Consider the following 25,438-nt stretch of genomic DNA (forward strand, 5'->3'; position numbering starts at 1 on the left):
CGAAGTCGACTCGCTCAGCCCAGCCCCGCATCCCGAGCACTTTCGTGATCGCGGCTGTCAGCGTCGTCTTTCCGTGATCCACGTGACCGATCGTCCCGATGTTCACGTGGGGCTTGTCGCGTACGAATTTCTCCTTCGACATGACTGGACCTTTATCTTCCTGAGTGGGGGCGCGTTGGAGCGGGCTGGGTTGGGAAACTCGTGCCCGCGCTAATAGCCGCGGACCTTCGTGATGATTTTTTGTTGGAGGTCGCTGGGGACCTCCGAGTAGGCGGCGAACTGCATGGTGTGGCTCGCACGGCCCTGGGTCACAGAGCGAAGCGAGGTAGCATAGCCGACCATCTCTGCCAAGGGCACACGGGCCTGCACGACCTGCGCATTTCCACGGGGCCCGAGACCCAACACACGCCCACGGCGAGTGTTCAGGTCGGAGTGGACGTTCCCGATGAACTCCTCGGGGCCGACGACCTCGACGCTCATCAGCGGCTCGAGCAGCTGGGCGCCAGCGGCGACAATGGCCTTGTTGGTGCCCATGGTCGCTGCAGCGCGGAAGCTGGCGGCGCTCGAGTCCCCCTCGATGTAGTGGACGGCGGTCAGCCGCACGCGCACATCGACGACGGGGTAGCCGAGGATCGGCCCGCGGGTGAGCGAATCGCCGATCCCCTCGAGGGCTGCAGCGAGAAAATCATGGGGAAACTTGGAGATCTCGTCGGTCTCGGGCAGCGCGTTCTCGACGCTGTTTCCGGCCCCGCGCTCGCGCGGCTCGAGCTCGAGGGTGAGCTTGGCGTACTGACGCTTGGCGCCAACCTCGCGGTCGTACTCGAATTCGACCTGCCCGGGCTTGGAGATCGTCTCGCGGTACGCGACCTGCGGCTTGCCGACCCGAGCCTTGACCCGGTAGTCGCGCTCGAGCTTGTTGACGATGACCTCGAGGTGGAGCTCCCCCTGCCCGGCCATCAGCGTCTGGCCGGAGTCAGGATCCTCATACACGGTGAAGCTGGGATCTTCGAGCTGGATCCGCTCGAGCGCCTGATCGAGATCTTTTTGGTCGGCGGCGCTCTTGGCCTCGACTGATCGGAAGATCACCGGGTCGGGGATCTCCATGCCCGGGAGCACGACGCGAGCCTTGTCCTTGCTCAGGATCAGGGTGTCGCCGGTCGTCGCAAAGCGCAGCCCGACGGCCGCGGCGATGTTGCCGGGCCCGACCTCCTCGATCTCCTCGGTCTTGGACGCGAGCACGAGCAGCAGCTTGTTGACCCGCTCTTTTTTGTCTTTGGCGACGTTGTAGAGCTGGTCCTTGACGTGCAGCACGCCCGAGTAGACCCGGAACATCACCACGGGGCCGCGGTGGGAGTCCTGCACGACCTTGAAGGCGAGCGCGAGCAGCGGCTCGTCGGGCTCGGGCTTGCGGACCACGAGCTCGCCGGCCTTGCTGCCCGAGGTGAGCTCGGCCTCGACCGGGGGGACGTCGAGGGGCGAGGGCAGATAGTGGACGACGGCGTCGAGCAGCGGCTGGATGCCGCGGTTCTTGAGCGCCGACCCACACAGGACCGGAAAGGCGCGCAGACTCAGGGTCACGCGGCGGAGCCCGGCGCGGATGTCGTCGACGCTCAGGGCTTCGGCGCCCTCACCGACGAAGGTGTCCATGACCTCGTCGTCGACCTCGGCGAGGGCCTCGATCATGGCCTCGCGGGCCGCGGCGGCCTCGGCGAAGCTCGGGTGGTCCTCGGCCAGGGCGGCGCGCACGAAGGTCCGGCCCTTGTCCTGGGGGTCCGAACCCAGCGGCCAGGTCAGGAGCTCCATGGTGACCAGATCGATGACGGCCTCGAAGTCTCCCTCGAGGCCGACTGGAATCATGACGACGATCGGGTGGGCGCCGAGGCGCTCGACCATCATCTCGACCGTGCGAGTGAGGGTGGCGCCGACGCGGTCGAGCTTGTTGACGAAGCAGATCCGCGGGACGCTGTAGCGATCGGCCTGGCGCCAGACCGTCTCGGACTGGGCCTCGACCCCGGCGACCGCGTCGAACACCGCGATCGCGCCATCGAGCACCCGCAAGGAGCGCTCGACCTCGACGGTGAAGTCGACGTGCCCGGGGGTGTCGATCAGGTTGATGCGATGGGCGCCGGACTCGGCGGTGTGGGCCTCGGGCTCGCCGGGCTTCCAAAAGCAGGTGGTCGCGACCGAGTAGATCGTGATGCCGCGGCGCTGCTCTTCCTCGTCGAAGTCGGTGTGGGCCGCGCCATCGTGGACCTCGCCGATGAAGTGCGAGCTGCCCGTGTAGAACAGCACCCGCTCGGTGGTCGTGGTCTTGCCCGCATCGATGTGCGCCATGATCCCGATGTTGCGGGTCATGCCGATGTCGGCTGTGGGCGTAGTGGCCATGAAAGATGCGCTTCTAGGGCCGCGGGGGCTGCCATCCGTCTCCAAGCGGGAGGGGGTGTGGCAGGCGCCGGGCCCGGTGTGGCTGAGCCCCTGCACTCATACAGTGCGGGGGCGACGTCACCATCGAAGAATGTGCGGCAGTTCAGCGGGGAGTGATCACCAGCGGTAGTGGGCGAAGGCCTTGTTGGCGTCGGCCATCTTGTGGACGTCTTCGCGCTTCTTGACGGCGAGGCCGCGGTTTTGAGCCGCGTCGAGCATCTCGTTGGCGAGGCGCTCGCGCATGGTCTTCTCGGGCCGCTTGCGGGCGAAGCTCACCAGCCAGCGGAACGCCAGCGCCTGGCTGCGCTCCGAGCGAACCTCCATCGGGACCTGGTAGTTGGACCCACCGACGCGACGAGCGCGAACCTCGAGGCGGGGGCGGACGTTGGCGACGGCCTTCTCGAACACCTTGACCGGATCGTCCTTGGTCTTGGCGGAGATGATCTCGAACGCCGAGAACACGATGCGCTCGGCCACCGACTTCTTCCCATCGTGCATCACCACGTTGATGAACTTGGCGATGTTGCGGTTCACGTCCGCGGGGTTGTCGGTGTAGCGGACATCGTAAGTGATCCGCTTGCGCTGCTTGGCCTTAATTCCCTTGCGCGACATATCGTCAGTCCTTGGCTACTTGGGCCGTTTGGTCCCGTACTTCGACCGGCGCTGACGCCGACCGTCGACGCCGATCGTGTCGAGGGTGCCGCGCACGATGTGATAACGAACGCCCGGCAGGTCCTTCACGCGACCGCCGCGGACGAGCACGATGCTGTGATCCTGGAGGTTGTGACCCTCACCGGGGATGTAGCTCGTAACCTCGATGCCGTTGGTCAGGCGCACGCGGGCGACCTTCCGAAGGGCCGAGTTGGGCTTCTTGGGCGTCGAGGTGTAGACGCGCACACAGACGCCCCGCTTCTGCGGGCAGCCCTTGAGCGCAGGGGCCGTCTCCTTCTTCGGCTGGCGCGTGCGTCCCTTGCGGACGAGCTGCTGAATCGTGGGCATGTGAGTCTCTTGGTCTGGCTTTCGGCGAAACAAATTGCCGCCGCAGCGAGGGCCACGGCGGTGGGAGGCGGAGTATATAGAAGGTCGGTTGCTGATCAAGGGGGTCGGGGGGGCCTACCCGACAACAGACGGGGGTTTTCGCACGTTTTTCGTGGTTCTGAAGCGATCTACCCCTCGGCGCAGGGGCCGGAGCGCAGGACCTGCGCTCGCGCGCGGCCCTGCCCTACTCGAGCCCCGCGAGATCCCGGTCGATCGCGCGGCGCACCGCGGGTTCCCCGGACTCGCCGGTGCGATCGTCGGTCTCCATGTGCAGGCGCTCGTAGACCGAGAGCCCGGTCCCAGCCGGGATCAGCCGACCCATGATCACGTTCTCCTTGAGCCCGCGCAGGTAGTCGACCTTGCCCTGGAGGGCGGCCTCGGTCAGGACCTTGGTCGTCTCCTGGAACGACGAGGCCGAGATGAACGACTCGGTCGAGAGCGAGGCCTTGGTGATCCCGAGCAGCAAGGGCTGCGCGGTCGCCTGGCTCCCGCCGAGGGCCGAGACGCGCTGGTTCTCCTGGCGGAACAGCTTGCGCTCGACGTGGTCCTCGGCGAGGAAATTCGTGTCGCCGGGCTGGATGATCTTCACCCGCCGCATCATCTGGCGAACGATGACCTCGATGTGCTTGTCGTTGATCTTGACGCCCTGGAGCCGATAGACCTCCTGGATCTGATCGAGCAGGTAGGTCGCCAGGGCCTTCTCGCCGAGCACCGCGAGGATGTCGTGCGGGTTGGCCGGGCCGTCCATCAGCTTCTCACCCGCGCGCACGCGGTCGCCCTCGCGGACCTGGAGGTGACGGAGCTTGGGCACGAGGAACTCGTGGATCTCGCTGCCGTCGTCGGGCGTGATCAACACGCGCCGCTTGCCGCCCTTGTCCTTGCCGAAGGACACGATGCCGTCGGTCGTCGCGATGATCGCGTGCTCCTTGGGCGTGCGCGCCTCGAACAGCTCGACGACCCGCGGGAGACCGCCGGTGATGTCCTTGGTCTTCTGGGCCTCGCGCTGGATCAGCGCGAGCACGTCGCCGGCCTGGACCCGGACGCCCTCCTGGATCGTGAACTCGGCCCCGACCGGGAGGAAGTAGCGAGCCTCGTGGCGACCGATCATCACGGTCTCGCCGTCGTCCCCCTTGATGACCAGGCGCGGGCGCGCGTCCTTGTCGCGGGACTCGACGATCATGTTGTGGCTGTGGCCGGTCTGGTCATCGGTCGCGACCCGCATGGTCACGTTCTCGATGATGTCGCCGTACTCGATCGTGCCGCTGGCCTCGGTCAGGATCGGGATGACGTGGGCGTCCCAGCGGGCGAGCACGGTCTTCTCCTCGACCTTGGCGCCCTCGGGGACGAGGAGCTGCGCGCCGTAGAGCAGGTCGTAGCGCTCGCGCACGCGGCCGCGCTCGTCGAGCAGCTGGACCTGCGAGTGGCGGTTCATGACCACCCAGTAGTCGACCTGGGCCCCGGTCTTGGGGTCGGTCCGGGTCCGGTGGACGAGCTCGGCGTCGATCAGCTTGACCTCGCCGCCGAACCGGGCCTCGAGCTCGGTCTTGGCCGCCTGGGTGATCGACGCGCCACCAAGGTGGAAGGTCCGCATCGTCAGCTGGGTGCCGGGCTCGCCGATCGACTGAGCGGCGATGATCCCGACGGCCTCACCGATGTCGACGAGCTGGCCGCGCGCGAGGTCGCGGCCGTAGCACTTGGCGCAGATGCCCCGCATCGCGTCGCAGGTCAGGACCGAGCGCAGCATGACGGTCTGGATGCCGGCCTCGTCGATCTCGGCGGCGGCCTTCTCGTCGATCAGCTCAGCCTCGTCGACGATGATCTCGTCGGTCCCGGGCCGGTAGACCGGCTCGAGCGCGACGCGGCCGAGGAGGCGATCGCCGAGGGCCTCGATGACCTCGGTGTCCTCCATCAGCGCCGAGCACTCGATGCCCTGGACGGTCCCGCAGTCGAACTCGGTGATGACGGCCTCCTGGGCGACGTCGACCAGGCGGCGGGTCAGGTACCCGGAGTTGGCGGTCTTGAGCGCGGTGTCAGCCAGGCCCTTGCGCGCGCCGTGAGTGGAGATGAAGTACTCCTGGACCGTGAGGCCCTCGCGGAAGTTGGTCGTGATCGGCTGCTCGATGATCTCGCCCGAGGGCTTGGCCATCAGCCCGCGCATGCCGGCGAGCTGACGCATCTGCTGCTTGGATCCACGCGCGCCCGAGTCGGCCATGATGTAGACCGAGTTGAACGACTTCTGCATCGACCTGGCGCCGGTCGAGGCCTGGATCATCTCCTCGTTGGAGATGCCGTCCATCATCGCCTTGGTGATCTCCTCGGCGACCTTGGCCCAGATGTCGACGACCTTGTTGTAGCGCTCGCCCGAGGTGATCAGACCGTCGGCGTACTGCTCGGAGATCTGGCGGACCTCGGTGTGGGCCTCGTCGAGCAGCTTGGCCTTGGCCTCGGGGATCGCCATGTCGTCCATGCAGATCGAGATCCCGGCCTTGGTCGCCTCGGTGTACCCGGTGCTGCGCAGGTAGTCGGCCATCAGCACCGTCGCCTTCTGACCGCAGACGCGGTAGCAGTGATCGATGAGCGCGCCGAGCTGCTTCTTGCCGAGCGGCAAGTTGACCATCTCGTAGGGGATTTCGCTGGGGATGCCGCCCTCGTAGAGCAGCACGCGACCGCAGGTCGTCTCGGTCATGTCACCGCCGGGGACCATGCGGACCTTGATCCGGGCCTGGAGGTGGAGCGAGCCGTGGTCGTAGGCCATGCGGACCTCGGCCGGCGAGCCGTAGTGTCCGACGTAGTAGCCGTCCCCGGCCGGGTTGTCGTTGCGCTCGCCCTGGGCGTAGTAGCGCGCGCGGGTCATGTAGTAGAGCCCGAGCACGATGTCCTGCGAGGGCACGATGATCGGCTTGCCGCTCGCCGGGCTGAGGATGTTGTTGGTCGACATCATCAGCACCCGGGCCTCCATCTGGGCCTCGATGCACAGCGGCACGTGGACGGCCATCTGGTCGCCGTCGAAGTCGGCGTTGAAGGCCGTGCACACGAGCGGGTGGAGCTGGATGGCCTTGCCCTCGATCAGGACCGGCTCGAAGGCCTGGATGCCGAGGCGGTGGAGGGTCGGGGCGCGGTTGAGGAACACCGGGTGCTCCTTGATGACCTCCTCGAGGATGTCCCAGACCTCCTCGGCCTCGCGCTCGACCATGCGCTTGGCCGACTTGATCGTGGTGACCAGGCCGCGCTGCTCGAGCTTGTTGTAGATGAAGGGCTTGAACAGCTCGAGCGCCATCTTCTTGGGCAGCCCGACCTCGTGGAGCTTGAGCTCGGGGCCGACGACGATGACCGAGCGGCCCGAGTAGTCGACGCGCTTGCCGAGCAGGTTCTGGCGGAAGCGGCCCGACTTGCCGCGGAGCATGTCCGACAGCGACTTGAGCGGGCGCTTGTTGGGCCCGGTGATGGTCTTGCCGCGGCGGCCGTTGTCGAACAGGGCGTCGACGGCCTCCTGCAGCATCCGCTTCTCGTTGCGGATGATGATCTCGGGCGCGGCGAGCTCCTGGAGGCGCTTGAGCCGGTTGTTGCGGTTGATGACCCGGCGGTAGAGATCGTTGAGATCCGACGACGCGAAGCGGCCACCATCGAGGGGCACGAGCGGGCGCAGATCCGGCGGCAGGACCGGGATCACGTCGAGCATCATGTGCTCGGGCTTGTTGCCGCTGTTGCGGAAGGCCTCGAGCACGCGCAGGCGCTTGGCCAGCTTCTTGCGCTTGGCCTCGGAGGTCGCGGCAGCGAGCTCGGCGCGAACCGTGCGAGCCTCGACCACGGGATCGATGCGACCGAGCAGCTCCTTGATCGACTCGGCGCCCATGCCGGCGTCGAAGGAGTCGGGGCCGATCTCGTCGTAGAGCTGATCGTAGCGCTCCTCCGACAGGATCTCGCGCTCTTCGAGCCCCGAGTCCTTGGGATCGATGACGATGTAGCTCTCGCAGTAGAGCACCTTCTCGAGCTTGGTCAGCGGGATGTCGAGGATGGTGCCGATGCGCGAGGGCAGGCTCTTGAGGAACCAGATGTGCGCGACCGGGGTCGCGAGGTCGATGTGCCCGGCGCGCTCACGCCGAACCTTCGAGTGGATGACCTCGACGCCGCACTTCTCGCACACGACCCCGCGGTGCTTCATGCGCTTGTACTTGCCGCAAAGACACTCGTAGTCCTTGATCGGCCCGAAGATCTTCGCGCAGAACAGCCCGTCCTTCTCCGGCTTGAAGGTCCGGTAATTGATGGTCTCGGGGTTCTTCACCTCGCCGTGCGAGCGCTCGCGGATCGACTTGGGCGACGCGATGCCGATTCGCAGGGCGTTGAAGACCGCGGCCTCCTTGGGCTTTTCGAAGAAGCTGAAGATGTCGCGCATGGGAGTTTCCCTTCCGTTGGTTGCTGACCAGGATCTCGTGGGTGGCGGCGGCTATTCGGCCGCCGACAGCGGACTACGGGTGCGGTAGCCGGGGTCCTCGACGTTGATCAGCTCGACGTCGAGGCACAGCGCCTGCAGCTCCTTGAGGAGCACGTTGAACGACTCGGGCACACCCGGCTGCATGGTCGGCTGGCCCTTGACGATCGACTCGTACATCCGCATCCGCCCGACGACGTCGTCGGACTTCACGGTCAGCAGCTCCTGCAGCGCGAACGCAGCGCCGTAGGCCTCGAGCGCCCAGACTTCCATCTCGCCGAGGCGCTGACCGCCGAACTGGGCCTTGCCGCCCAGCGGCTGCTGCGTGACGAGGGAGTAGGGGCCGATGCTCCGGGCGTGGATCTTGTCGTCGACGAGGTGGTGGAGCTTGAGCATGTACATGATGCCCACGGTCACGTCCTCCTCGAAGGCCTCGCCGGTCCGGCCGTCGAACAAGATCGCCTGGCCCGAGGTCGGGAGCCCGGCCTTGGTCAGGAAGCCCTTGACCTCGGTCTCGAACGCGCCGTCGAACACCGGCGTGGCCACGTGGATGCCGCGGCGGATCTTGTCGGCGAAGCGGACGACGTCGTCGTCGGGCAGCGTGTCGATGAAGCGGACCGCCTCGGCGGTGTCGTAGATCTTCTTGAGCTGGTTGCGGAGGACTTCGGGCGAGAAGTTGGTCTCCATGTACGCGTTGATCTGGTTGCCCAGCTCGCGCGCGGCCCAGCCGAGGTGGACCTCGAGGATCTGCCCGACGTTCATGCGCGAGGGCACGCCCAGCGGGTTGAGCACGATGTCGACGGGGGTCCCGTCCTCGAGGTAGGGCAGATCCTCGGTCGGGAGGATCCGCGAGATCACGCCCTTGTTGCCGTGGCGCCCGGCCATCTTGTCGCCGACCTGGAGCTTGCGCTTGATCGCGACGTAGACCTTGACCATCTTGATGACGCCTGGCGGCAGCTCGTCGCCCTTGGTCAGCTTGGCCAGCTTCTCGCGGTAGATGGTCTCGATCTCGTCGAGGTCCTTCTCGAGCCGGCGGCCGAGCGCTTCGACGAGCTCGGTGTCCTCGGCGGTGGTCAGCGAGAACTGCGGCCAGTACTTGCGCGGGACCGCGCTGACCGCCGCGTCGCTCAGGGTCGCGCCGCTGTCGACCAGGACCGCGCCGCCGTCGTCGACGAGCTTCGCGGCGGTGGTCTTGCCGATCAGGATCTCCTTGATCCGGTTGTAGTAGCCGGCCGAGACGATCGCTACGTTGTCGCGGTGGTCCTGGCTGAGCTTCTCGCGCTCGGCGTCCTCGATCGACTGGGCGCGGACGTCCTTGTCGACGCCCTTACGAGCGAACACGCGCGCGTCGATGATGATGCCCGACACGCCCGGCGGCAGGCGCAAGGAGGTGTCGCGGACGTCGCCCGCCTTTTCACCGAAGATCGCCCGCAGGAGCTTCTCTTCCGGCGACAGCTGGGTCTCGCCCTTGGGCGTGATCTTGCCGACCAGGATGTCACCGGCGTGGACCTCGGCGCCGATCCGGACGATCCCGGCCTCGTCGAGGTTCTTGAGGGCCTCCTCGCCGACGTTGGGGATGTCGCGGGTGATCTCCTCTTTGCCGAGCTTGGTGTCGCGGGCGACACACTCGAATTCTTCGATGTGGATCGTGGTGTAGACGTCCTCGCGGATCAGCCGCTCGGACACCAGGATCGAGTCCTCGAAGTTGTAGCCCTGCCAGGGCATGAACGCGACGAGCAGGTTCTGACCGAGGGCGAGCTCGCCGCGCTCGGTCGCTGCGCCGTCGGCGATCACGTCGCCCTTCTTGACCCGGTCGCCGACGTTGACGATCGGCTTTTGGTTGAGCGCGGTGTTCTGGTTGGACCGCCTGAACTTGACCAGGTTGTAGATGTCGGGCTTGGCCCCGAGGATGCCGCGGTCTTCCTCGCCGCGGTTGGAGACCGGCTTGACCACGATGCGCGCGCCGTCGACCTGCTCGACGACGCCGTCGCGGGCCGAGACGACCGTCGAGCCGCTGTCGCGGGCGACGTGGGTCTCCATGCCCGTGCCGACCAGCGGCGCGTCGGTCCGCAGGCAGGGCACGGCCTGGCGCTGCATGTTGGAGCCCATCAACGCGCGGTTGGCGTCATCGTGCTCCAAGAAGGGGATCAGCGAGGCGGCGACCGAGACCAGCTGGTTGGGCGAGACGTCCATCAGCGTGACCTCGGCGCGCGAGACCATCTCGAACTCCTCGTTGTGCCGACACTGGACGGTGTCGTTGACGAAGCGGCCGGTCTCGTCCATCGCCGAGTTGGCCTGGGCGATGTAGTGGCCCTGCTCCTGGAGCGCCGAGTAGTAGGCGACGTCGGCCGTGGCCTGGCCGCCCTCGACGCTGCGGTAGGGCGTCTCGATGAAGCCGAACTCGTTGATCCGGGCGTAGGTCGAGAGCGAGGCGATCAGGCCGATGTTCGGACCTTCGGGGGTCTCGATCGGGCAGATGCGACCGTAGTGAGTGGCGTGGACGTCGCGGACCTCGAACCCGGCCCGCTCGCGGGTCAGGCCGCCAGGCCCGAGGGCCGAGAGCCGCCGCTTGTGGGTGACCTCGCTCAGCGGGTTGGTCTGGTCCATGAACTGCGACAGCTGCGAGCTGGCGAAGTACTCCTTGACCACGGCCGAGACCGGCTTGGCGTTGATCAGGTCGGCGGGCATCAGCGCGTCCATCTCTTGGGACATGCTCATGCGCTCTTTGATCGCCCGCTCCATCCGGACCAGGCCGATCCGGTACTGGTTCTCCATCAGCTCGCCGACGGCGCGGACCCGGCGGTTGCCGAGGTGGTCGATGTCGTCGATCTTGCCGCGACCGTTGCGCAGCTCGATCAGGTAGCGGACCGTCTCGAGGATGTCGCGCTTGGTCAGGACCTTGGTCTCGAGGGCCTCGTCGATGCCGAACTTGTGGTTGAGCTTGAGCCGGCCAACGGTCGACAGATCGTAGCGATCGGACCGGAAGAAGAGCGACTCGAACAGGTTGCGGGCGGTGTCGATCGTGGGCGGATCACCGGGGCGGAGGCGCCGGTAGATCTCCATGATCGCGTCCTCGGACGAGGTCAGCTTGTCGGCGATCAGGGTGTCGCGCAGGAAGGGCCCGACGTTGAAGTCGTCGATGTAGAGGATCCGCAGCGAGGCGATGCCGGCCTCGCGGAGCGCGGCGAGCAGCTCCTCGGTGATCTCCTCGTTGCAGTTGAGCAGGACCTCGCCGGTCTCCTCGTCGAACACGTCCTCGGCCGCGACCTTGCCGATCAGCTCCTCGGGCTCCATCGGGATCTCGGAGATCCCGGCGTTGCGCATCTTCTTGATCTGGCCCTTGTTGAGCTTCTTGCCCTTCTTGACCAGGATCTCGCCGCTCTCGGGGTCGCGGATGCTCTGGGTCGAGCGCTGACCGGCGATCAGATCGTAGTCGATCTCGCGCGCGATCTGGCCGTCGTCCTTGAGGTGGATCAGCTCCTTGTCGTAGTAGCGATCGAGGAGCTCGGCGGTCGAGTAGCCGAGCGCGCGCAGGAGCACGGTCGCGTGGAGCTTGCGCCGGCGATCGATGCGGACGTAGATGAAGTCCTTGTGGTCGAACTCGAAGTCGAGCCAGCTGCCGCGGTAGGGGATGACCCGGGCCGAGAACAGCTTCTTGCCGGACGAGTGGGTCTTGCCGCGGTCGTGATCGAAGAACACGCCGGGCGAGCGGTGCAGCTGCGAGACGACGACGCGCTCGGTCCCGTTGATGATGAAGGTGCCGTGGGTCGTCATCAGCGGGATCTCGCCGAAGTAGACCTCTTGCTCCTTGACGTCGCGAATCGACTGGGTGCCGGTGTCGTCGTCGACGTCCCACACGACCAGCCGAACCACGACCTTGATGGGCGCGGCGAAGGTCATGCCGCGTGCGCGGCACTCGTCGACGTCGTACTTGGGCCGATCGAGCGAGTAGCTCACGAACTCGAGCGAGGAGGTCTCGCCGAAGTCCTTGATCGGGAACACGCTCGTGAACACCGCCTGGAGGCCGACGACGTCACGCTCGTCGGACGGGACGTCAGCCTGAAGCAGCTTGTCGTACGAGCGCTTCTGGATGTCGATGAGGTTCGGAACCTCGATGATCTTCTTGAGCTTCCCGAAGTTCTTTCGGACCCTGAAGTTGTTCTGGATTCGCGCCATCCGGTTTCCTCGCTCGTCTGTCGGTCGTCGACCGCCCTAGCGGGTAATTCAGTTGTGGGGTGTGGACCCTGGACTCGAAATTCGCTTGCCGCGGTGGCCCCCCCACACGGGGAACCACCGCGACTTTAGGTTGAGCTCACTTGAGCTCGACGTCGGCGCCGGCCTCTTCGAGGGCCTTCTTGAGCTCCTCGGCCTCTTCCTTGGACACGGCCTCTTTGACCGCGACCGGGGCGCTCTCGACCAGGGTCTTGGCCTCCTTGAGGCCGAGCCCGCTGATCTGGGCGCGGATCGCCTTGATCACGTTGATTTTCTTCTCGCCGAAGCTCTTGAGCACGACGTCGAACTCGGTCTTCTCCTCGACGGGGGCGGCGTCGGCGGCGGGGCCCGCCATCATGACGGCGCCGCCAGCGGCGGCCTCAACGCCCCACTTGTCCTCGAGCTCTTTGACGAGGTCGGCCATGGCCATGACCGAAAGGTTGCTGAGGAAGTCGATGACCTGTTCCCTGGTGATGTTCTCGGACATTGTCTTGTTCTCTTTCTAGGAAGCTGATGGTTGTGCCAATGAAGTTGATGAACGCGGACAGCGCAATTAGGCCGCCTCGTCGTCCTTCTTCTTCTTGGCGTTGAGCACACGAAGGAAATCCCGCGGCGCGGCCTGCATGACTTGAACCATGCGGGTGGCCGGGGTCTTGAACAGCATGAGCAGCTTGGCCTTGATCTCGCGCGGCCCGGGCATGTCGGCGAGCTTGCCGGCGTTGTCGCCGGCGAGGACTTCGCCCTCGACGACGGCGCCCTTGAGACGCAGCTTGTTGTTGCCCTTGGCGTATTCGCGGGCAACGCGGGCCGGAGCCCCGGGATCGTCGGCGTTGTAGGCGAGCCCCGACACACCCTTGAGCAGCGGCGTGATGGGCTCGTGGCTGGTCCCGGCCACCGCGTAGCGGATGATCGAGTTCTTGTAGACGCGATAGGTGCAGCCTGCCTCACGGAACTTGCCGCGGAGATCTTCTGACTCCGCGACCGTGAGACCGGTGTACTCCACGAGCACGAGGGCGGTGAGCTCCTCGATCTGCTCGCGCAGCGTGGCGGATTGGGCGTGTTTGGTTTCTTTGTCCATTTGCTTCTCCCTCCCCGCTCGGGGTCGGTCGGCTTTGATCTCCCGCGGGCCCAGGTGGGTGGTGCGGGAGGAGGCCGGCCGCTGCACCGGTTGCCCCTACTCGGGATTACCGGCCGCTCTGCCGCTCGTTGCTTCCTCGCCCCCACCTAGGCCGGCTGCAGCCCCGCTCCCGATTTTTGGGAGCTTGGCGCCGCGTTTGAGGTCCACGAGGACCACCGGCTTTCTCGAGTAGGAGTGCCCCCGACGAACGGGTTGCGGGGGCGTGTGGGTCAGTTCACCTTGCGGTGCGTGAGCCTCCTCGTAGGTCTTTCGTCTTCTTCTTGCTTCGGTCTTGGAGTGGTTACTCGGTCACGAGCGCCTGGACCTCGTTGGTGTCCAGGCGGATGCCCGGGCCCATGGTCGAGGAGATCGAGATGCTCTTGAAGTATTTGCCCTTGGCCGTGGCCGGCTTGAGGCGCTGGAGGGTCCTGAGCAGCGCCGTGAGGTTCTCTTCGAGTTTGTCGGCCTCGAAGCTGACCTTGCCGATCGGCGCGTGGATGATCCCGGTCTTGTCGGTGCGGAACTCGATGCGGCCGGCCTTGCGCTCGCGCACGGCGGTCGAGACGTCCATCGTCACGGTCCCGACCTTCGGGTTGGGCATGAGGTTGCGCGGGCCGAGGACGCGGCCGAGGCGACCGACGAGGCCCATCATGTCAGGCGTGGCGATCGCCACGTCGAAGTCGAGCCAGCCGCCCTGGATCTTCTCGACGATGTCCTCGGCGCCGACGAAGTCCGCGCCGGCGTCGCGCGCCTGGTTGGCCCGGTCGCCCTTGGCGAACACGAGCACCCGGACCGACTTGCCGGTACCGTTTGGCAGCGAGACCGACGAGCGGATCATTTGGTCGGCGTGGCGGGGGTTGACCCCGAGGCGCGCGGCGCAGTCGATGCTCTCGTCGAACTTGGCGAACGAGGTCTGCTTGACCAGCTCACAGGCCTCGGTGAGGCTGTAGCTCTTGTCGCGGTCGATCTTGGACCGCACTTCTTTGTACTTCTTGCCCATTTCGTGTGCTCCCCGGGGTCCTGGCGGGCTCGCGCCCTCCCCCAAGCTCTGGTGGTCCCTCGCGGGACGTGACTCAGCCTTCGACTTCGAGGCCCATCGATCGCGCCGTACCCGCGATGCTCTTCATCGCGTGCTCGATCGTGTAGGCGTTCATGTCGTCGATCTTGGTCTCGGCGATCTTGCGCAGATCATCCTGGGTGACCTTGCCGACCTTGCGCTTGTTGGGCTCGCCGGAGCCCTTCTCGATCCCGGCGGCCTTGAGCAGCAACACCGCGGCCGGTGGGCTCTTGGTCACGAAGGTGAACGACCGGTCGGAAAAGACCGAAATGACCACGGGGATGACCATCCCCTGATCCTTCTGGGTCTTCGCGTTGAACTGCTTGCAGAAGTCCATGATGTTGACGCCCTTGGCGCCAAGGGCCGGACCGACGGGGGGCGCCGGGTTGGCCTGGCCCGCCTTGATCTGCAGCTTGATTTGCCCTGTGATCTTCTTCATTGGGAATTTCCTGGCTCAGGATGTCCAGCACTTAGCTGGCGGGCTCGACTTCGATGAAGTCGACCTCGACACGGGTCGGACGCCCGAAAATCGAGACTGAGAGCTTGATCTTACGCTTGTCGGTGTTGACCTCTTCGACCTCGCCCGTGAAGTTGGCGAAGGCGCCGCTCTTGACGCGGACCTGTTGCCCGACCTCGTAGGAGACATCCGGTTGCTCGACCTCGACCTCGACCTTGGGCTCGGTCCTGCCCAGCATCCGGTCCATCTCGCGCTGCGAGACCGGCTTGGGGGTCTTGCCGCTGCTGAGGAAGCCGCTGACCTTGGGCGTGTTCTTGACCAGGTGCCAGGCCTCTTTGGTCAGCTTCATGCGGACGAAGAGGTAGCCGGGGAAGAACTTGCGGGTCTGCTTGACCTTGCGCTTGCCTCGCTGCTCGACGACCTGCTCGGAGGGCACGAGGATGTCCTCGAAGCACGCATCGAGGTCGTTGGCCTTGATCCGGTCCTCCAGCGACTTCTTGACCGTGTTCTCGTACCCCGAGAAGGTGTTCACGATGAACCACTGCATCGGTAGATCGGTCTGCGCTTCGGTCGACATGTAGAGCTCGAGGTGAGGCCAGGGGCCGGGGTCATAACGCGTAGAGCCAGTCGGTCAGGCGAGACCAAGAGGCGTCCATCAGCGAGAGGATTCCGGCACAAATGAGGGTGATGACGACCACGACGACGGTCGCGGCCCGAGTTTCTGCGCGGGTCGGCCAGATGATCTGCGAGACCTCTGTGGCCGTCTCGCTCACGAACTTGAAGTAGCGCTCGCGCGACCAGACCCAGACGATCAGGGCGATACCGACGGCCGCGCCGATGCTCTGGGCCCACAGCTCGCTGGGCCGCCCGACGTACTGCGGCCACCGGGCCCAGAGGAAGCCCCAGACATCCTCCACGAGGTGGCTGAACGCCCACGCGGAGATGCCCGCGAACAGCGCGAATACAGCGTGAGCCCAGCGTGAAGGGTCAAATTCCCGCGGTCCGCCTTGCTTTTTGCGTTTGCGTGCTCGGGCCATGCTCGAGGTCACTCCCGCGGCCAAGATGGCATCGCTGCCGGTCGATCTGACTCGGGGCCGGCGGAGTTAGGGGGCGTGCCCCCGGGGGTCGTTCTGCGGATCGAGCCGCGCACGTTCGCATGCCTTGGGGCATGGACGAGGCGGCCTGGTGGATGCAGAAAAAGGTAAATCGGCTGAAAAACGGGTCTGGAGGGGTAGCAGGGCGTGCAGGGATCGAACCCGCGGCCTGCGGATTTGGAGTCCGCTGCTCTACCAGCTGAGCTAACGCCCTGTGTGAAGTGTCAGCCAGCGTGTCGCGGGTGACACCCGAGCCGTGGGAGGAGCTACTTCGTCTCCTTGTGCTCCGTGTGGCGGCGGCAGAAGGCGCAATACTTCTTGAGCTTGACCTTCTCCGGAGAGGTCCGCTTGTTCTTGGTGGTCGAGTAGTTGCGACGTTTGCACGTCTGGCACTCGAGAGAGAAAATGATTCGGTTGCCAGCTTTGGCCATGGTCGTCCTCGGCTGAAGGGAGGAGGCTTGTAGCAAGCCCCGTTCCAGCATTCAAGGTGTGGGGATGGTTTTTTGTCAGACGCGTGGGCAGGGCTCATGAGGGCCCGCTCACGCGGTTCTGAGGGGATCGTTGGTGGGGTGGTGCAGGTGGCGCAGGCTCCGCGTGACGGAGCGAGCGTACATTGCGTGATTCTTGCGGGTGGTTTCGGTCTCGCGGGAGCTCAGATCTCGAGGCGCGAGACGCAGAAGACGCGACGCCAAAAGCGCCGCGTCTTCGGGCGTCCAGCGAGGACGCTATTCGATGATCTTGGCGACGACGCCAGCGCCGACGGTACGCCCGCCCTCGCGGATCGCAAACTTCGACCCAACCTCGCACGCGATCGTCTTGTGCAGGGTCACCTTGAAGCTCACGTTGTCCCCAGGCATCACCATCTCCGTGCCCTCCGGCAGCTCGACCGCCCCCGTCACGTCCGTCGTGCGGAAGTAGAACTGCGGCCGGTAGCCCTTGAAGAACGGCGTGTGACGCCCGCCCTCATCCTTCTTCAGGATGTAGACCGTCGCCTCGAAGGTCGTGTGCGGCGTGATCGAGCCCGGCTTCGCCAGCACCTGACCCCGCTCGACCTCCTCGCGCTTGATGCCGCGCAGCAGGCAGCCGACGTTGTCCCCAGCCTGGCCCTGGTCGAGCAGCTTGCGGAACATCTCCACGCCCGTGCACGTCGTCTTTTGCGTCTCGCGCAGACCGACGATCGCGATCTCCTCGCCGACCTTCACGACCCCGCGCTCGATCCGACCCGTCACGACCGTCCCGCGACCCGAGATCGTGAACACGTCCTCGATCGGCATCAGGAAGGGCTTGTCCAGGTCGCGCACCGGCTCCGGGATCCACGCGTCGCACGCCGCGATCAGCTCGAAGATGCACTTGGCCTCCGGCGCCTCCCACGTGTCCGCCTCCAACGCCTTCAGCGCCGAGCCGCGGATGATCGGCGTGTTGTCGCCGTCGTAGTCGTACTTCGTCAGCATCTCCTGAACCTCGACCTCGACGAGCTCGAGCATCTCCTCGTCGTCGTCGTCGAGCTGGTCGACCTTGTTCAGGAACACCACCATCTGCGGGATCCCGACCTGGCGACCGAGCAGGATGTGCTCGCGCGTCTGCGGCATCGGGCCGTCCGGCGCCGACACGACCAGGATCGCGCCGTCCATCTGCGCCGCGCCCGTGATCATGTTCTTGATGTAGTCCGCGTGCCCCGGGCAATCCACGTGCGCGTAGTGCCGGATCTCCGAGTTGTACTCCACGTGCGCCGTCGAGATCGTGATCCCGCGCTCGCGCTCCTCGGGAGCCTTGTCGATGTTGTCGAAGTCGACTCGCTCAGCCCAGCCCCGCATCCCGAGCACTTTCGTGATCGCGGCTGTCAGCGTCGTCTTTCCGTGATCCACGTGACCGATCGTCCCGATGTTCACGTGGGGCTTGTCGCGTACGAACTTCTCCTTCGACATGACTGAGATCTCCGATTTCTTCTAGCTGGGAGCTGTAGTTTCTGGTTGAAGTTGGAGCCCTCGAGCGGACTTGAACCGCTGACCTCATCCTTACCAAGGATGCGCTCTACCAACTGAGCTACGAGGGCGTGGGGGGGGCGTCTGGGGCGCGTTGGGGAGAGATCAACGCTCGAAAAAAGAGCGGGAGACGAGGGTCGAACTCGCGACATTCAGCTTGGAAGGCTGACGCTCTACCAACTGAGCTACTCCCGCAAGGTGGTGGATGGGGAAGGATTCGAACCTTCGAAGCGATAACGCGGCGGATTTACAGTCCGCTCCCTTTGGCCGACTCGGGCACCCATCCATGTGGTTTGTTGACCGTGTTGTGTGGCGTCTCAGTGAGCTGGCGGAGGGAGTCGAACCCACAACCGCCTGATTACAAATCAGGTGCTCTGCCAGTTGAGCTACGCCAGCACGCAGTGGTCGGTGGTTTCGATCTGGCTCCCAGTGGGAAAGGAGTTGAACGAGAGAGCCCAGCCCGTGAAGGGTCTGGGCAAAGTGGGGCGCTGTATAGCGCCCGTTTTGCCGGGGGTCAAGGCAGTAACGATGACTCCCGCGGCCCCCCTGCACTGGGCCACGCAGGGCCGTAGGCGGCCGGTCCCTGGGTTGCTGGGTCGAGGGGTCGTGCAACGCGCGAAAAAAAATCTAGCTACAGAGTCGTGGGCATGGGCACGAAGAGCTTGCGCTCGGCGGCGGGGAGCTGGTCGGTAGGTGTGGGTGCGTCGGGGTCGGGGTCACGGCGGGACTCGCGTGGCGCGAGACGCGAGACCGGACCGCCGATCTCACCGCGCCCGAGCAGGACGGCCTGGAGATGGGCCAGCTGCGCCTCGGTCTGCTGGATGAAGAAATTGTCGTAGCCGAACTTGCGCGCGGTCTCGAGGTTCTTCTCGAACACCCAGGTGGCCTTGTCCACGACCGGTCGCAGCTGCTCCTCGAGCTCGAGGTAGTAGATCCGGCGCTGCTCCTCGTCGAGCCAGTCTGGGACCGGGGCGTACATGATCGCGTCGTAGAACTCCTCGAACAGAGATCCGAGCTGGTAGCCGGCGGCCGAGACCCAGTAGAGGTGGCGCGCGCTGACGACCTCGTTGTAGGCGTCTTGAGCCTGCTCGAGCAGGGCGAGCTTGGCCGCGAAGTCCTTGTCCATCTGGGCCTCGGGCAGCCGGATCGGCGCGGCGCGAAATTCGAGGTGGAGGATCGCGGCCCGGTAAAAGCGCGCCATGGCCACGAAGTAGGTGTCCGAGAAGCGCTCCTCCCCCGCCTCGGTCGCGCGCTCGTAGATCGCGTCGGCCTCGGCGAAGACCGCGTCGGCGTCGTCGAAGTTGCCGAGCTGGTAGAGCGCGAAGCCACGCCGGGCCAGGGCCTCGACCCGCTGGCTGGGGACCAGGGCGTCGCCCCCGAGCTCGAGCACGCCGAGGTAGGACGCCGCCGAGCGATCCCAGGCCGCGACCTCGGCCTCGCAGGCGCCGCGCCGCGCGAGCATCTGGTGGGCCTGGGGATCCTCGGGGAAGCGCGCGAGGAAGCCGTCGTAGGCGCGGATCGCAGCGTCGAAATCGCCGAGCTGCTCGTGGGCCTGGGCGAGCCCGCGGTAGGCCCGGCGGGCCTCGTCACCGTCGCTCCCGCGCCCGAGAAAGCGCGCGAACAAGGTCGCGGCCCGAGCAGGCTCACCACGCTCGAGCGCGCGCTCCGCTTGGCTGACCCACGAGCTCGGATCGCCGCTGTCGAGGTTGCTGTCGAGGCTGTCGGGGGCCGACTCGACCTTGCCGGCCTCGTCGCCCGGGGCGACCACCGCCCCCCCGGGCTCGGGACCGGGACCGGCACAGGCGCACACGAGCAGCGCGAGGAGGCCAGAGACGAGACGGGGGTCCAAGAGCGAGGGGCGCACCACAGCTGAGGATGACACGGCTGTGGTCCGGAAGTTCGGGCCGGGTCGGGACATGGAGACCACGGCCGGGCTTGGGTATGATCCAAAGATGCGTCGGAGGTCCGATTGAGCGAGCTGCCGCGCTTCACGGGGCCCGCCCAGATCCGCGAGCGGATCCGGCTGGCGGCGGCGATCGGAATGCTGGCGAGCGCCGCCCTCGCGACGGGCGCGCTCGGGAGCCTGGCCGAGGGCAGCTCGCTGTTTCCTCGCCCGGCCGCGCCCGATCCGCAGCAGGCGAATGGTTGGGCGAGCCCCGACCGTGACCAGCTGGACCATCTGCTCGATCCCGCGGCCCGCCTCGACCTCGAGGTTCGCGCGGCGGAGGCCGCCGTCGCTCGGGCGCGCGCGGCGATCAACACATCTCGGCAGCTCAACGAGCTCGATCCGGCCCTGCTCTCGGACCTCGAGCGGCGGCTCGCGCTGCTCGGCGAGAGTCCCCTCGACTCGGTCCGCCGAAGCTACGCGCCCGCGCCCGAGCCCGAGCCCATCGACGAGAAAGGGCGACCGCACGTGCGTGCGATCGCCCCACCTCCGCGAGAGCTCTGACTACTTCTCGGCTTCTTCAGCGGGCGCGGGCGCGGCACCGCCTCCGCCAGAGGTGACCTTGGCGATCGACTGCCGCGCGGTCAGCCACGCGCCCTGCATGCTCGCGTCCTTGGTCAGCTCTTCGGACTTCATCACCCCCTCGAGCGCCTCTGCGCACTCGGGACAGGGGGTCCCGGCGGCGACCTTGGCGGTCAGCCACGCGATGTTGATGCGGGCCCCGGCGTCGCGGGTCTTGAACGCCTTCGCCAGCTTGGCGGCGGCGGCGATGTCTCCGGGCTTGGACATGCGCGCGAAGTTGAAGGCCCCGACCTCGCGCTCGAACCAGCTCTTGGTCGAGTCCATCATCACCTTCTCGTAGCAGGCGACGTCTTCCTTGCACTCCTCGAGCACGGCGACGCCCTTCATCCAGCCGAGCTTCTCGACCTCTTCTTTGACCTTGGGGTCGTTGCCCTCGATCGCCGCCTTGATGGCCCCGGCCTTGGCCGGGGGCGCCGACAAGACCAACCACCGCGCGCCCTCCCAGCGAACCTGATACTTGAAGTCCGAGTTGACGGCCTCTTCGGGGTCGTAGAAGCCGGTCGTGACGATCTTCTCCATGCAGGCGTAGGCATCGTCGCCGCCCGTGCGCCCGAGCGCCGAGATGATCTCCCACAGGTCGCCGGGGTTGTGGGTCGCGTTGCGGCAGTGGCACAGGGCCTCGACCGCCGCGGGGTCGGCGATGAAGCCGAGCGCGTTGGCCGAGAACGCGCGCAGACCGACGGCGCTGCCCTGGTCAAAATCTTCGAGCGAGTCGAGATCGACCTCTTCGTCGCCGCCGCAGTCTTTTTGCGGCATGTAGGCCACGAGCGCGGCGGTCGCCTTCGGCGAGCCGATCACGCCGAGGATCCGGACCGCGCTCTGCTGGACGATCTGGACATCGACGTTCTTCTTGGCGGCGAGATCGTTGACCTTGGTGTTGTTGCCCGCCATCGTCTCGAGCAGCTTGGGCACCGCGGGCTCGCCGATCGCGCCGAGGGCTCGCACGGCTCGCTCGCCGATCGACTGGGTGCCCGGCGCGTCCGCGACGGCGAACTGCACGGCGATCAGCGCGTCGACGGCCGCGGGATCACCGATCTGCCCGAGCGCGTCGATCGCGGCCTTGTAGACGGGCTTGGGCTGCTTCTCCTCGGGCTGCTCGAGCGCCGCGACCAGCGGCTCGACCGCGACCTTGGCCTGGATCTCGCCGAGGGTCCGGGCCATCTCGTAGCGCAGCGCGCCCTCCTGGCCGGCGCCCATGTCCTTGCTCGGGCTCTCGGTCAGCTTGACGAATTGCGCGACGATCGGCTCGGCGGCGGCCTTGGCCTTGGCCTCACGGATGCCCTGCAGGGCCAGCAGCGCCTGCTTGTGGCCCTCGGCCGAGCCGTCGATCTCGATCGCCTTGGTCCAGATGCCGACGGCCTCCGGCCGCTTCATGAGCAGCGCCATGTTCAGCATCTGCTCGCGGTAGGGCGCGACCTCGTCCTCGGAGTAGATCTCCTCGAACTTGGGCAGGACCGTCTCCGCGAATTTGTCGCGGCGTGCGGTGTCGTCGGGATCGGTCGCGATGCCCGAGACGATGCGCTCGAGCTGGTTGAAGGCCTCGGCGCGGGCCTCGGCGTCATCGAGCTTCTTGACGTGGGTCTCGAGCGCGTTGGGATCGCCCTTTTGACACGCGGTAGTGGTAACGGTGGCCGCCAGGACGGCCGCGAGCAGGGTGTGGATCACGAACTTGCGCATGGGGAGGCCTCGGTGACACATCGTACCCGATTTTGCACCGGGCCTGCAGCCGCGACGTCGCGGACGGCTGAGATCGCCGCTTGGACGTATCGCGGCTTTCGTGGAATTCGGCAGCTCGTGACAATTGACGAAGCGCCCGCCATCGGTGGCGGACGCTTCGTCTCGGCGTGAAGCCGGCGCGAGCCGAGCCAGCTCAGCTCTTGCGGCGGCCGGCCTTGCTGCGACCGCGCGCTGGGGTCCGGGCCGACTTCTTGGCCCGCCGACGCCGGGTACCCTTGGCGGGCTCGTCGTCTTCGGGCGGGGCCTCGCCCTTGCGGAGCGCGGCGTGCTTGATCACCACGGTGACGTCGTCTTCTTCTTCGCTACGACGCGGCGGTGGGGCGGTGGTGGGCCGACGCACGGGCGCGCGCTCGCGGGCCGGCGGGGTGACGACTTCGCGGCGAGGCGCCGGGGTGCGGGCCGAGTCGTAGCTGCCGGTCACCGCCCGGGCTCGGGGTGCGGGGGTGCTCAGCCGGCTCACGGTGCTGCGCGGGACGGTCGAGGTTGCGCGCGAGCGCTCACGCGTGGGCTGCATGTCCTCGCCGCCCATGACGATGTCGCCGCGGAACGAGGCGCCGTCCGAGATGATGACTCGCGGCGCCGCGATGTTGCCGACGAGCTTGGCGGCCTTGTTGAGAGTCACGCAGTTGGCCGCCGTGATGTCGCCGATCACGATACCGGAGATCACGACGTCGCGGGCCTCGACCTGCGCGAGCACGACCCCTTCGGGCTCGACGTAGAGGGTCTCGGTCAGGGAGATCGACCCCTCGACTCGGCCCTCGACGCGGAGATCTTCCTCGCCTTCGATGCGACCGCGGATCGCGATGGCCGGACCGACGACGGTCTCTGCGCCCTCGCGCTCCTCGCTTATTGTGCGTGAGATCGCCATGAATTAGCTGTCCATGTCGACGTTGCCCTTGAACGAGGCGCCGTCGGCGATGAGGATGCGCGGCGCGTGGATGTCACCGACCACGCGGCAATCGGCGCGCAGCTCGGCGCGATCTGAAGCGTGGATGTCGCCGGTGACAGAGCCGTGGACGGTGATCGTCGCGGTCTCGACGTTGGCTTCGACGACGCCGTCGCGCTCGACGACGATGTTCTCGCGCAGGCTGATCTGCCCCTTGACGGTGCCGAGGATGACGAGATCCTCGTCACCGGAGATCTCGCCGTCGACGACGATGGTGCTGCCTATGACGGTGTTGGCCATGGGAGGAGGTGCTCCAGAAGGTTCGATGTGGGGGGTGAGGGTGATCAGCTACTGCGGGCGAGGGCCTTGGCGAGGTCGTCGGGGAGATCGACCTTCATCTCGACGGACCCGCGGAAGCGCGCGCCGTCGTTGATGATGACCCGTGGGGCCCGAACGTTGCCTTGAACTCGAGCACCTTGCTGAATGGTGATCGAGCGAGCCGCCGAGATGTCGCCGATGACTTCGCCGCGGACCTCGACGCTGTCGACGTCGAGGTTGGCCTCGATCACGCCCGCCTCGGCCACGGTCAAGTGCCCGGCCAGGGTGATCGCACCCTCGATCCGGCCCTCGACGACGAGGTCTTCCTCGCCGACCAAGGTGCCACGGATGAGAATCTGGTTGCCGATGACGCAGGGCGCGTCCGGTTCAGTGGGAAGTGCCATGAAAGCCTCGAGGCGCCCGGAAATCGGGCTCGCGCAGGCTACAACCGCGCCCCCCACTGGGTCAAGACGAGTTGAGCACCCCCGAGGCTGCGCGCGGCGGCGTGAGTTTGAGAGCGTGGCTCCAGCGCCCCACGGGCCCACCGTGCGGCCGTGCGGCTGGGCGGCCGGCGACCGGAGTGCTAGAAGCCGCGCCAGGCCAGAGCTCGGGGGTAACCCCGGTGGGCGACCCACGTACCCGGCAGCGCCGACCCCCCCCGCATGCGCTTCGCAGCTCCACCCCCTGTCCCCCGCCCGCCGGTGGCGAGCACGCCGAACGGAACCCCCTCATGAGCGAGCCCAGCTGGCGCGGAGGCGCGCGCTTGATCGAGAGCCCCGACGAATTGGTCGGGTGGTTCGAAAAAGCGCGACGCCCCAACAACCACTTGATCGGAACCGAGCAAGAAAAGTTCGGGCTCTACCTCGCGGCCGACGGCGTGCCCACGCCCGTGCGCTACCGCGAGCACGTGCTCCCGACGCTCGAGGCCTTGCGCGATCGCTTTGGCTGGGCCGAGAGCAAGGACCGCGGGGTCCATGGCGAGCTCGTGGCGCTCGAGCGCGACGGCGCGTCGATCACCCTCGAGCCCGGCGGCCAGCTCGAGCTCAGCGGCGCGCCGCTGCCCACGGTCCACGACACCTGCGCGGAGTTCAGCACCCACTACGAAGAGCTCCACGCGGTCGCCGAGCCGATGGGGATCGCGTGGATCGCCTGCGGCTTTCATCCCTTCGCGACCCGCGAAGAGATCGACTGGATGCCCAAGGGCCGCTACGAGGTCATGCGGGCCTACCTGCCCACGCGCGGCGACCTGGCCCTCGACATGATGCTGCGGACCTGCACGGTCCAGGCGAACTTCGACTACCGCGACGAGGCCCAGTGCGCGCAGCGCTTGCGCCTGATGCTGGGGGTCTCCTCGTTGATCACCGCGCTGTTCGCCAACTCGCCGTTCAAGGAGGGCAAGGTCCCCGGACCACGCTCGCTGCGTTCGGCGACCTGGGAGCACGTCGACCCCGATCGCTGCGGGCTGCTGCCGTGGGTGTTCGAGGGCGAGTTCAGCTGGGCCCGCTACGTCGACTACGCCCTCGACGTCCCGATGTTCTTCGTCAAGCGCGGGCACCACTACCACCCCCACCACGTGCCCTTCCGCCGCTACCTCGCCGAGGGCTACGTCGACCCCGAGGGCGTCACCCACCGGGCGACCCAGGCCGACTGGGAGCTGCACATGAGCACGCTCTTCCCGGAGGTTCGGATCAAGCCCTTCATCGAGATCCGAGGCGCCGACTCAATCGGCTCGCAGACCGTCTGCGCCCTGCCGGCCCTGTGCAAGGGGCTGATCTACGATGACGACTCGAGCGCGGCCGCGTGGGACATGGTCGCGGATCTGAGCTTCGAGCAGCGCATGGATCTGTGGCAACGCGCCCGCGAAGACGGCCTCGCCGACCCCGAGGTCCTGGCCAAGTCGCAGCGCCTGCTGCAGCTCGCGCGCGCGGGCCTCGAGCGCCTCGACGTCCGCGACTCGAGGGGCCGGACCGAGGCGCGCTTCCTCGACTCCCTCGATCGCCAGGTCGAGCGCGAGGCCACCCCGGCCTCCGACGCGCTGCGCCACTTCGAAGCCCAGTTCGAAGCCCAGTTCGAAGCGGGCGAGCCCGGGCGCTCGCCCGAGGCGCGCCGGGCCCTGGTCGAGTACTTCACCTTCGCCGGCAAGCTGGCCTGAGGCCCCTC

At 66.8% G+C, this 25,438-nt stretch carries 21 protein-coding genes and 5 tRNA genes; 2 read left to right on the forward strand and 24 right to left on the reverse strand.

Features of this window, described 5'->3' with window-relative positions:
- From ENSA5_RS12295 to ENSA5_RS12390, 20 genes are all read right to left on the reverse strand, one after another.
- Nucleotides 1-142, reverse strand: a 142-nt coding sequence (locus tag ENSA5_RS12295) for a GTP-binding protein (RefSeq protein WP_258182829.1), incomplete at its 3' end; no start/stop codon positions are given.
- Nucleotides 143-210: 68 nt separating this feature from the next.
- On the reverse strand, nt 211-2,385 hold the full coding sequence (gene fusA, locus ENSA5_RS12300) for an elongation factor G (protein WP_106391841.1): 2,175 nt from the start codon (nt 2,383-2,385) through the stop codon (nt 211-213).
- A gap of 156 nt (nt 2,386-2,541) precedes the next feature.
- The gene (rpsG, locus tag ENSA5_RS12305) at nt 2,542-3,036 is read right to left on the reverse strand and encodes a 30S ribosomal protein S7 (RefSeq protein ID WP_106391842.1); all 495 of its coding nucleotides are present in this window, start codon (nt 3,034-3,036) and stop codon (nt 2,542-2,544) included.
- Nucleotides 3,037-3,051: 15 nt separating this feature from the next.
- Entirely contained in the window at nt 3,052-3,423 is a 372-nt protein-coding gene (gene rpsL / locus ENSA5_RS12310; RefSeq protein WP_106391870.1) for a 30S ribosomal protein S12, read from the reverse strand.
- Between the two features lie 223 nt (nt 3,424-3,646).
- Nucleotides 3,647-7,855, reverse strand: a complete 4,209-nt coding sequence (rpoC, locus tag ENSA5_RS12315; RefSeq protein WP_106391843.1) for a DNA-directed RNA polymerase subunit beta' — start codon at nt 7,853-7,855, stop codon at nt 3,647-3,649.
- 51 nt (nt 7,856-7,906) lie between these two features.
- Nucleotides 7,907-12,067 carry a DNA-directed RNA polymerase subunit beta gene (gene rpoB / locus ENSA5_RS12320; protein WP_106391844.1) on the reverse strand — a complete coding sequence of 1,387 codons (4,161 nt, stop codon included), beginning with the start codon at nt 12,065-12,067 and terminating at the stop codon, nt 7,907-7,909.
- 136 nt (nt 12,068-12,203) lie between these two features.
- Nucleotides 12,204-12,590, reverse strand: a complete 387-nt coding sequence (gene rplL, locus ENSA5_RS12325) for a 50S ribosomal protein L7/L12 (RefSeq protein WP_106391845.1) — start codon at nt 12,588-12,590, stop codon at nt 12,204-12,206.
- Nucleotides 12,591-12,656: 66 nt separating this feature from the next.
- Entirely contained in the window at nt 12,657-13,181 is a 525-nt protein-coding gene (gene rplJ, locus ENSA5_RS12330) for a 50S ribosomal protein L10 (protein ID WP_106391846.1), read from the reverse strand.
- A gap of 340 nt (nt 13,182-13,521) precedes the next feature.
- Entirely contained in the window at nt 13,522-14,220 is a 699-nt protein-coding gene (rplA, locus tag ENSA5_RS12335; protein WP_106391847.1) for a 50S ribosomal protein L1, read from the reverse strand.
- A gap of 73 nt (nt 14,221-14,293) precedes the next feature.
- Nucleotides 14,294-14,716, reverse strand: a complete 423-nt coding sequence (rplK, locus tag ENSA5_RS12340) for a 50S ribosomal protein L11 (RefSeq protein WP_106391848.1) — start codon at nt 14,714-14,716, stop codon at nt 14,294-14,296.
- A gap of 31 nt (nt 14,717-14,747) precedes the next feature.
- A complete protein-coding gene (gene nusG, locus ENSA5_RS12345) occupies nt 14,748-15,311 on the reverse strand; it encodes a transcription termination/antitermination protein NusG (protein ID WP_106391849.1) in 564 nt (187 codons plus the stop codon).
- Between the two features lie 31 nt (nt 15,312-15,342).
- The gene (gene secE, locus ENSA5_RS12350) at nt 15,343-15,771 is read right to left on the reverse strand and encodes a preprotein translocase subunit SecE (protein WP_106391850.1); all 429 of its coding nucleotides are present in this window, start codon (nt 15,769-15,771) and stop codon (nt 15,343-15,345) included.
- 198 nt (nt 15,772-15,969) lie between these two features.
- Nucleotides 15,970-16,042 (reverse strand) — tRNA-Trp (locus ENSA5_RS12355).
- Nucleotides 16,043-16,094: 52 nt separating this feature from the next.
- On the reverse strand, nt 16,095-16,259 hold the full coding sequence (gene rpmG, locus ENSA5_RS12360) for a 50S ribosomal protein L33 (RefSeq protein ID WP_106391851.1): 165 nt from the start codon (nt 16,257-16,259) through the stop codon (nt 16,095-16,097).
- Nucleotides 16,260-16,553: 294 nt separating this feature from the next.
- Nucleotides 16,554-17,753 (reverse strand): elongation factor Tu, encoded by a 1,200-nt coding sequence (gene tuf, locus ENSA5_RS12365; protein ID WP_106391852.1) that lies wholly within the window; start codon nt 17,751-17,753, stop codon nt 16,554-16,556.
- A 52-nt stretch (nt 17,754-17,805) separates the two neighbouring features.
- Nucleotides 17,806-17,881 (reverse strand) — tRNA-Thr (locus tag ENSA5_RS12370).
- Between the two features lie 51 nt (nt 17,882-17,932).
- A tRNA-Gly gene (locus ENSA5_RS12375) sits at nt 17,933-18,005 on the reverse strand.
- A 4-nt stretch (nt 18,006-18,009) separates the two neighbouring features.
- Nucleotides 18,010-18,096 (reverse strand) — tRNA-Tyr (locus tag ENSA5_RS12380).
- A gap of 37 nt (nt 18,097-18,133) precedes the next feature.
- A tRNA-Thr gene (locus ENSA5_RS12385) sits at nt 18,134-18,206 on the reverse strand.
- A gap of 235 nt (nt 18,207-18,441) precedes the next feature.
- A complete protein-coding gene (locus ENSA5_RS12390; protein WP_181197685.1) occupies nt 18,442-19,659 on the reverse strand; it encodes a tetratricopeptide repeat protein in 1,218 nt (405 codons plus the stop codon).
- A 120-nt stretch (nt 19,660-19,779) separates the two neighbouring features.
- Between ENSA5_RS12390 and ENSA5_RS37555 the strand changes: the two genes are divergently transcribed.
- A complete protein-coding gene (locus ENSA5_RS37555; protein WP_181197686.1) occupies nt 19,780-20,259 on the forward strand; it encodes a hypothetical protein in 480 nt (159 codons plus the stop codon).
- On the opposite strand, the gene ENSA5_RS12395 is transcribed toward ENSA5_RS37555, so the two are convergent.
- The 4 genes from ENSA5_RS12395 to ENSA5_RS12410 all read right to left on the reverse strand — a co-directional run bounded on the left by ENSA5_RS12395 (nt 20,260) and on the right by ENSA5_RS12410 (nt 23,682).
- Nucleotides 20,260-22,014 (reverse strand): HEAT repeat domain-containing protein, encoded by a 1,755-nt coding sequence (locus tag ENSA5_RS12395; protein WP_181197687.1) that lies wholly within the window; start codon nt 22,012-22,014, stop codon nt 20,260-20,262.
- A gap of 193 nt (nt 22,015-22,207) precedes the next feature.
- Nucleotides 22,208-22,942, reverse strand: a complete 735-nt coding sequence (locus tag ENSA5_RS12400; protein ID WP_106391855.1) for a bactofilin family protein — start codon at nt 22,940-22,942, stop codon at nt 22,208-22,210.
- A gap of 3 nt (nt 22,943-22,945) precedes the next feature.
- Complete coding sequence (locus tag ENSA5_RS12405; protein WP_106391856.1) at nt 22,946-23,260, reverse strand: bactofilin family protein; 315 nt, start codon at nt 23,258-23,260, stop codon at nt 22,946-22,948.
- Nucleotides 23,261-23,304: 44 nt separating this feature from the next.
- Nucleotides 23,305-23,682: a bactofilin family protein gene (locus ENSA5_RS12410; protein ID WP_106391857.1), complete on the reverse strand. Its 378-nt coding sequence runs from the start codon at nt 23,680-23,682 to the stop codon at nt 23,305-23,307.
- Between the two features lie 326 nt (nt 23,683-24,008).
- Here ENSA5_RS12410 and ENSA5_RS12415 point away from each other — a divergent pair, with 326 nt between their 5' ends.
- Complete coding sequence (locus ENSA5_RS12415) at nt 24,009-25,430, forward strand: glutamate--cysteine ligase (protein WP_106391858.1); 1,422 nt, start codon at nt 24,009-24,011, stop codon at nt 25,428-25,430.
- Nucleotides 25,431-25,438: the final 8 nt, after the last annotated feature.

Origin of the sequence: Enhygromyxa salina, assembly GCF_002994615.1 — a bacterium.
Lineage (GTDB): Bacteria > Myxococcota_A > Polyangia > Nannocystales > Nannocystaceae > Plesiocystis > Plesiocystis salina_A.

Bases quoted from the DNA above. Each gene is read 5' to 3' on its own strand.
- fusA (WP_106391841.1), bottom strand. From the start codon at position 2,385: ATGGCCACTACGCCCACAGCCGACATCGGCATGACCCGCAACATCGGG.
- rpsG (WP_106391842.1), bottom strand. From the start codon at position 3,036: ATGTCGCGCAAGGGAATTAAGGCCAAGCAGCGCAAGCGGATCACTTAC.
- rpsL (WP_106391870.1), bottom strand. From the start codon at position 3,423: ATGCCCACGATTCAGCAGCTCGTCCGCAAGGGACGCACGCGCCAGCCG.
- rpoC (WP_106391843.1), bottom strand. From the start codon at position 7,855: ATGCGCGACATCTTCAGCTTCTTCGAAAAGCCCAAGGAGGCCGCGGTC.
- rpoB (WP_106391844.1), bottom strand. From the start codon at position 12,067: ATGGCGCGAATCCAGAACAACTTCAGGGTCCGAAAGAACTTCGGGAAG.
- rplL (WP_106391845.1), bottom strand. From the start codon at position 12,590: ATGTCCGAGAACATCACCAGGGAACAGGTCATCGACTTCCTCAGCAAC.
- rplJ (WP_106391846.1), bottom strand. From the start codon at position 13,181: ATGGACAAAGAAACCAAACACGCCCAATCCGCCACGCTGCGCGAGCAG.
- rplA (WP_106391847.1), bottom strand. From the start codon at position 14,220: ATGGGCAAGAAGTACAAAGAAGTGCGGTCCAAGATCGACCGCGACAAG.
- rplK (WP_106391848.1), bottom strand. From the start codon at position 14,716: ATGAAGAAGATCACAGGGCAAATCAAGCTGCAGATCAAGGCGGGCCAG.
- nusG (WP_106391849.1), bottom strand. From the start codon at position 15,311: ATGTCGACCGAAGCGCAGACCGATCTACCGATGCAGTGGTTCATCGTG.
- secE (WP_106391850.1), bottom strand. From the start codon at position 15,771: ATGGCCCGAGCACGCAAACGCAAAAAGCAAGGCGGACCGCGGGAATTT.
- rpmG (WP_106391851.1), bottom strand. From the start codon at position 16,259: ATGGCCAAAGCTGGCAACCGAATCATTTTCTCTCTCGAGTGCCAGACG.
- tuf (WP_106391852.1), bottom strand. From the start codon at position 17,753: ATGTCGAAGGAGAAGTTCGTACGCGACAAGCCCCACGTGAACATCGGG.
- ENSA5_RS12395 (WP_181197687.1), bottom strand. From the start codon at position 22,014: ATGCGCAAGTTCGTGATCCACACCCTGCTCGCGGCCGTCCTGGCGGCC.
- ENSA5_RS12400 (WP_106391855.1), bottom strand. From the start codon at position 22,942: ATGGCGATCTCACGCACAATAAGCGAGGAGCGCGAGGGCGCAGAGACC.
- ENSA5_RS12405 (WP_106391856.1), bottom strand. From the start codon at position 23,260: ATGGCCAACACCGTCATAGGCAGCACCATCGTCGTCGACGGCGAGATC.
- ENSA5_RS12410 (WP_106391857.1), bottom strand. From the start codon at position 23,682: ATGGCACTTCCCACTGAACCGGACGCGCCCTGCGTCATCGGCAACCAG.
- ENSA5_RS12415 (WP_106391858.1), top strand. From the start codon at position 24,009: ATGAGCGAGCCCAGCTGGCGCGGAGGCGCGCGCTTGATCGAGAGCCCC.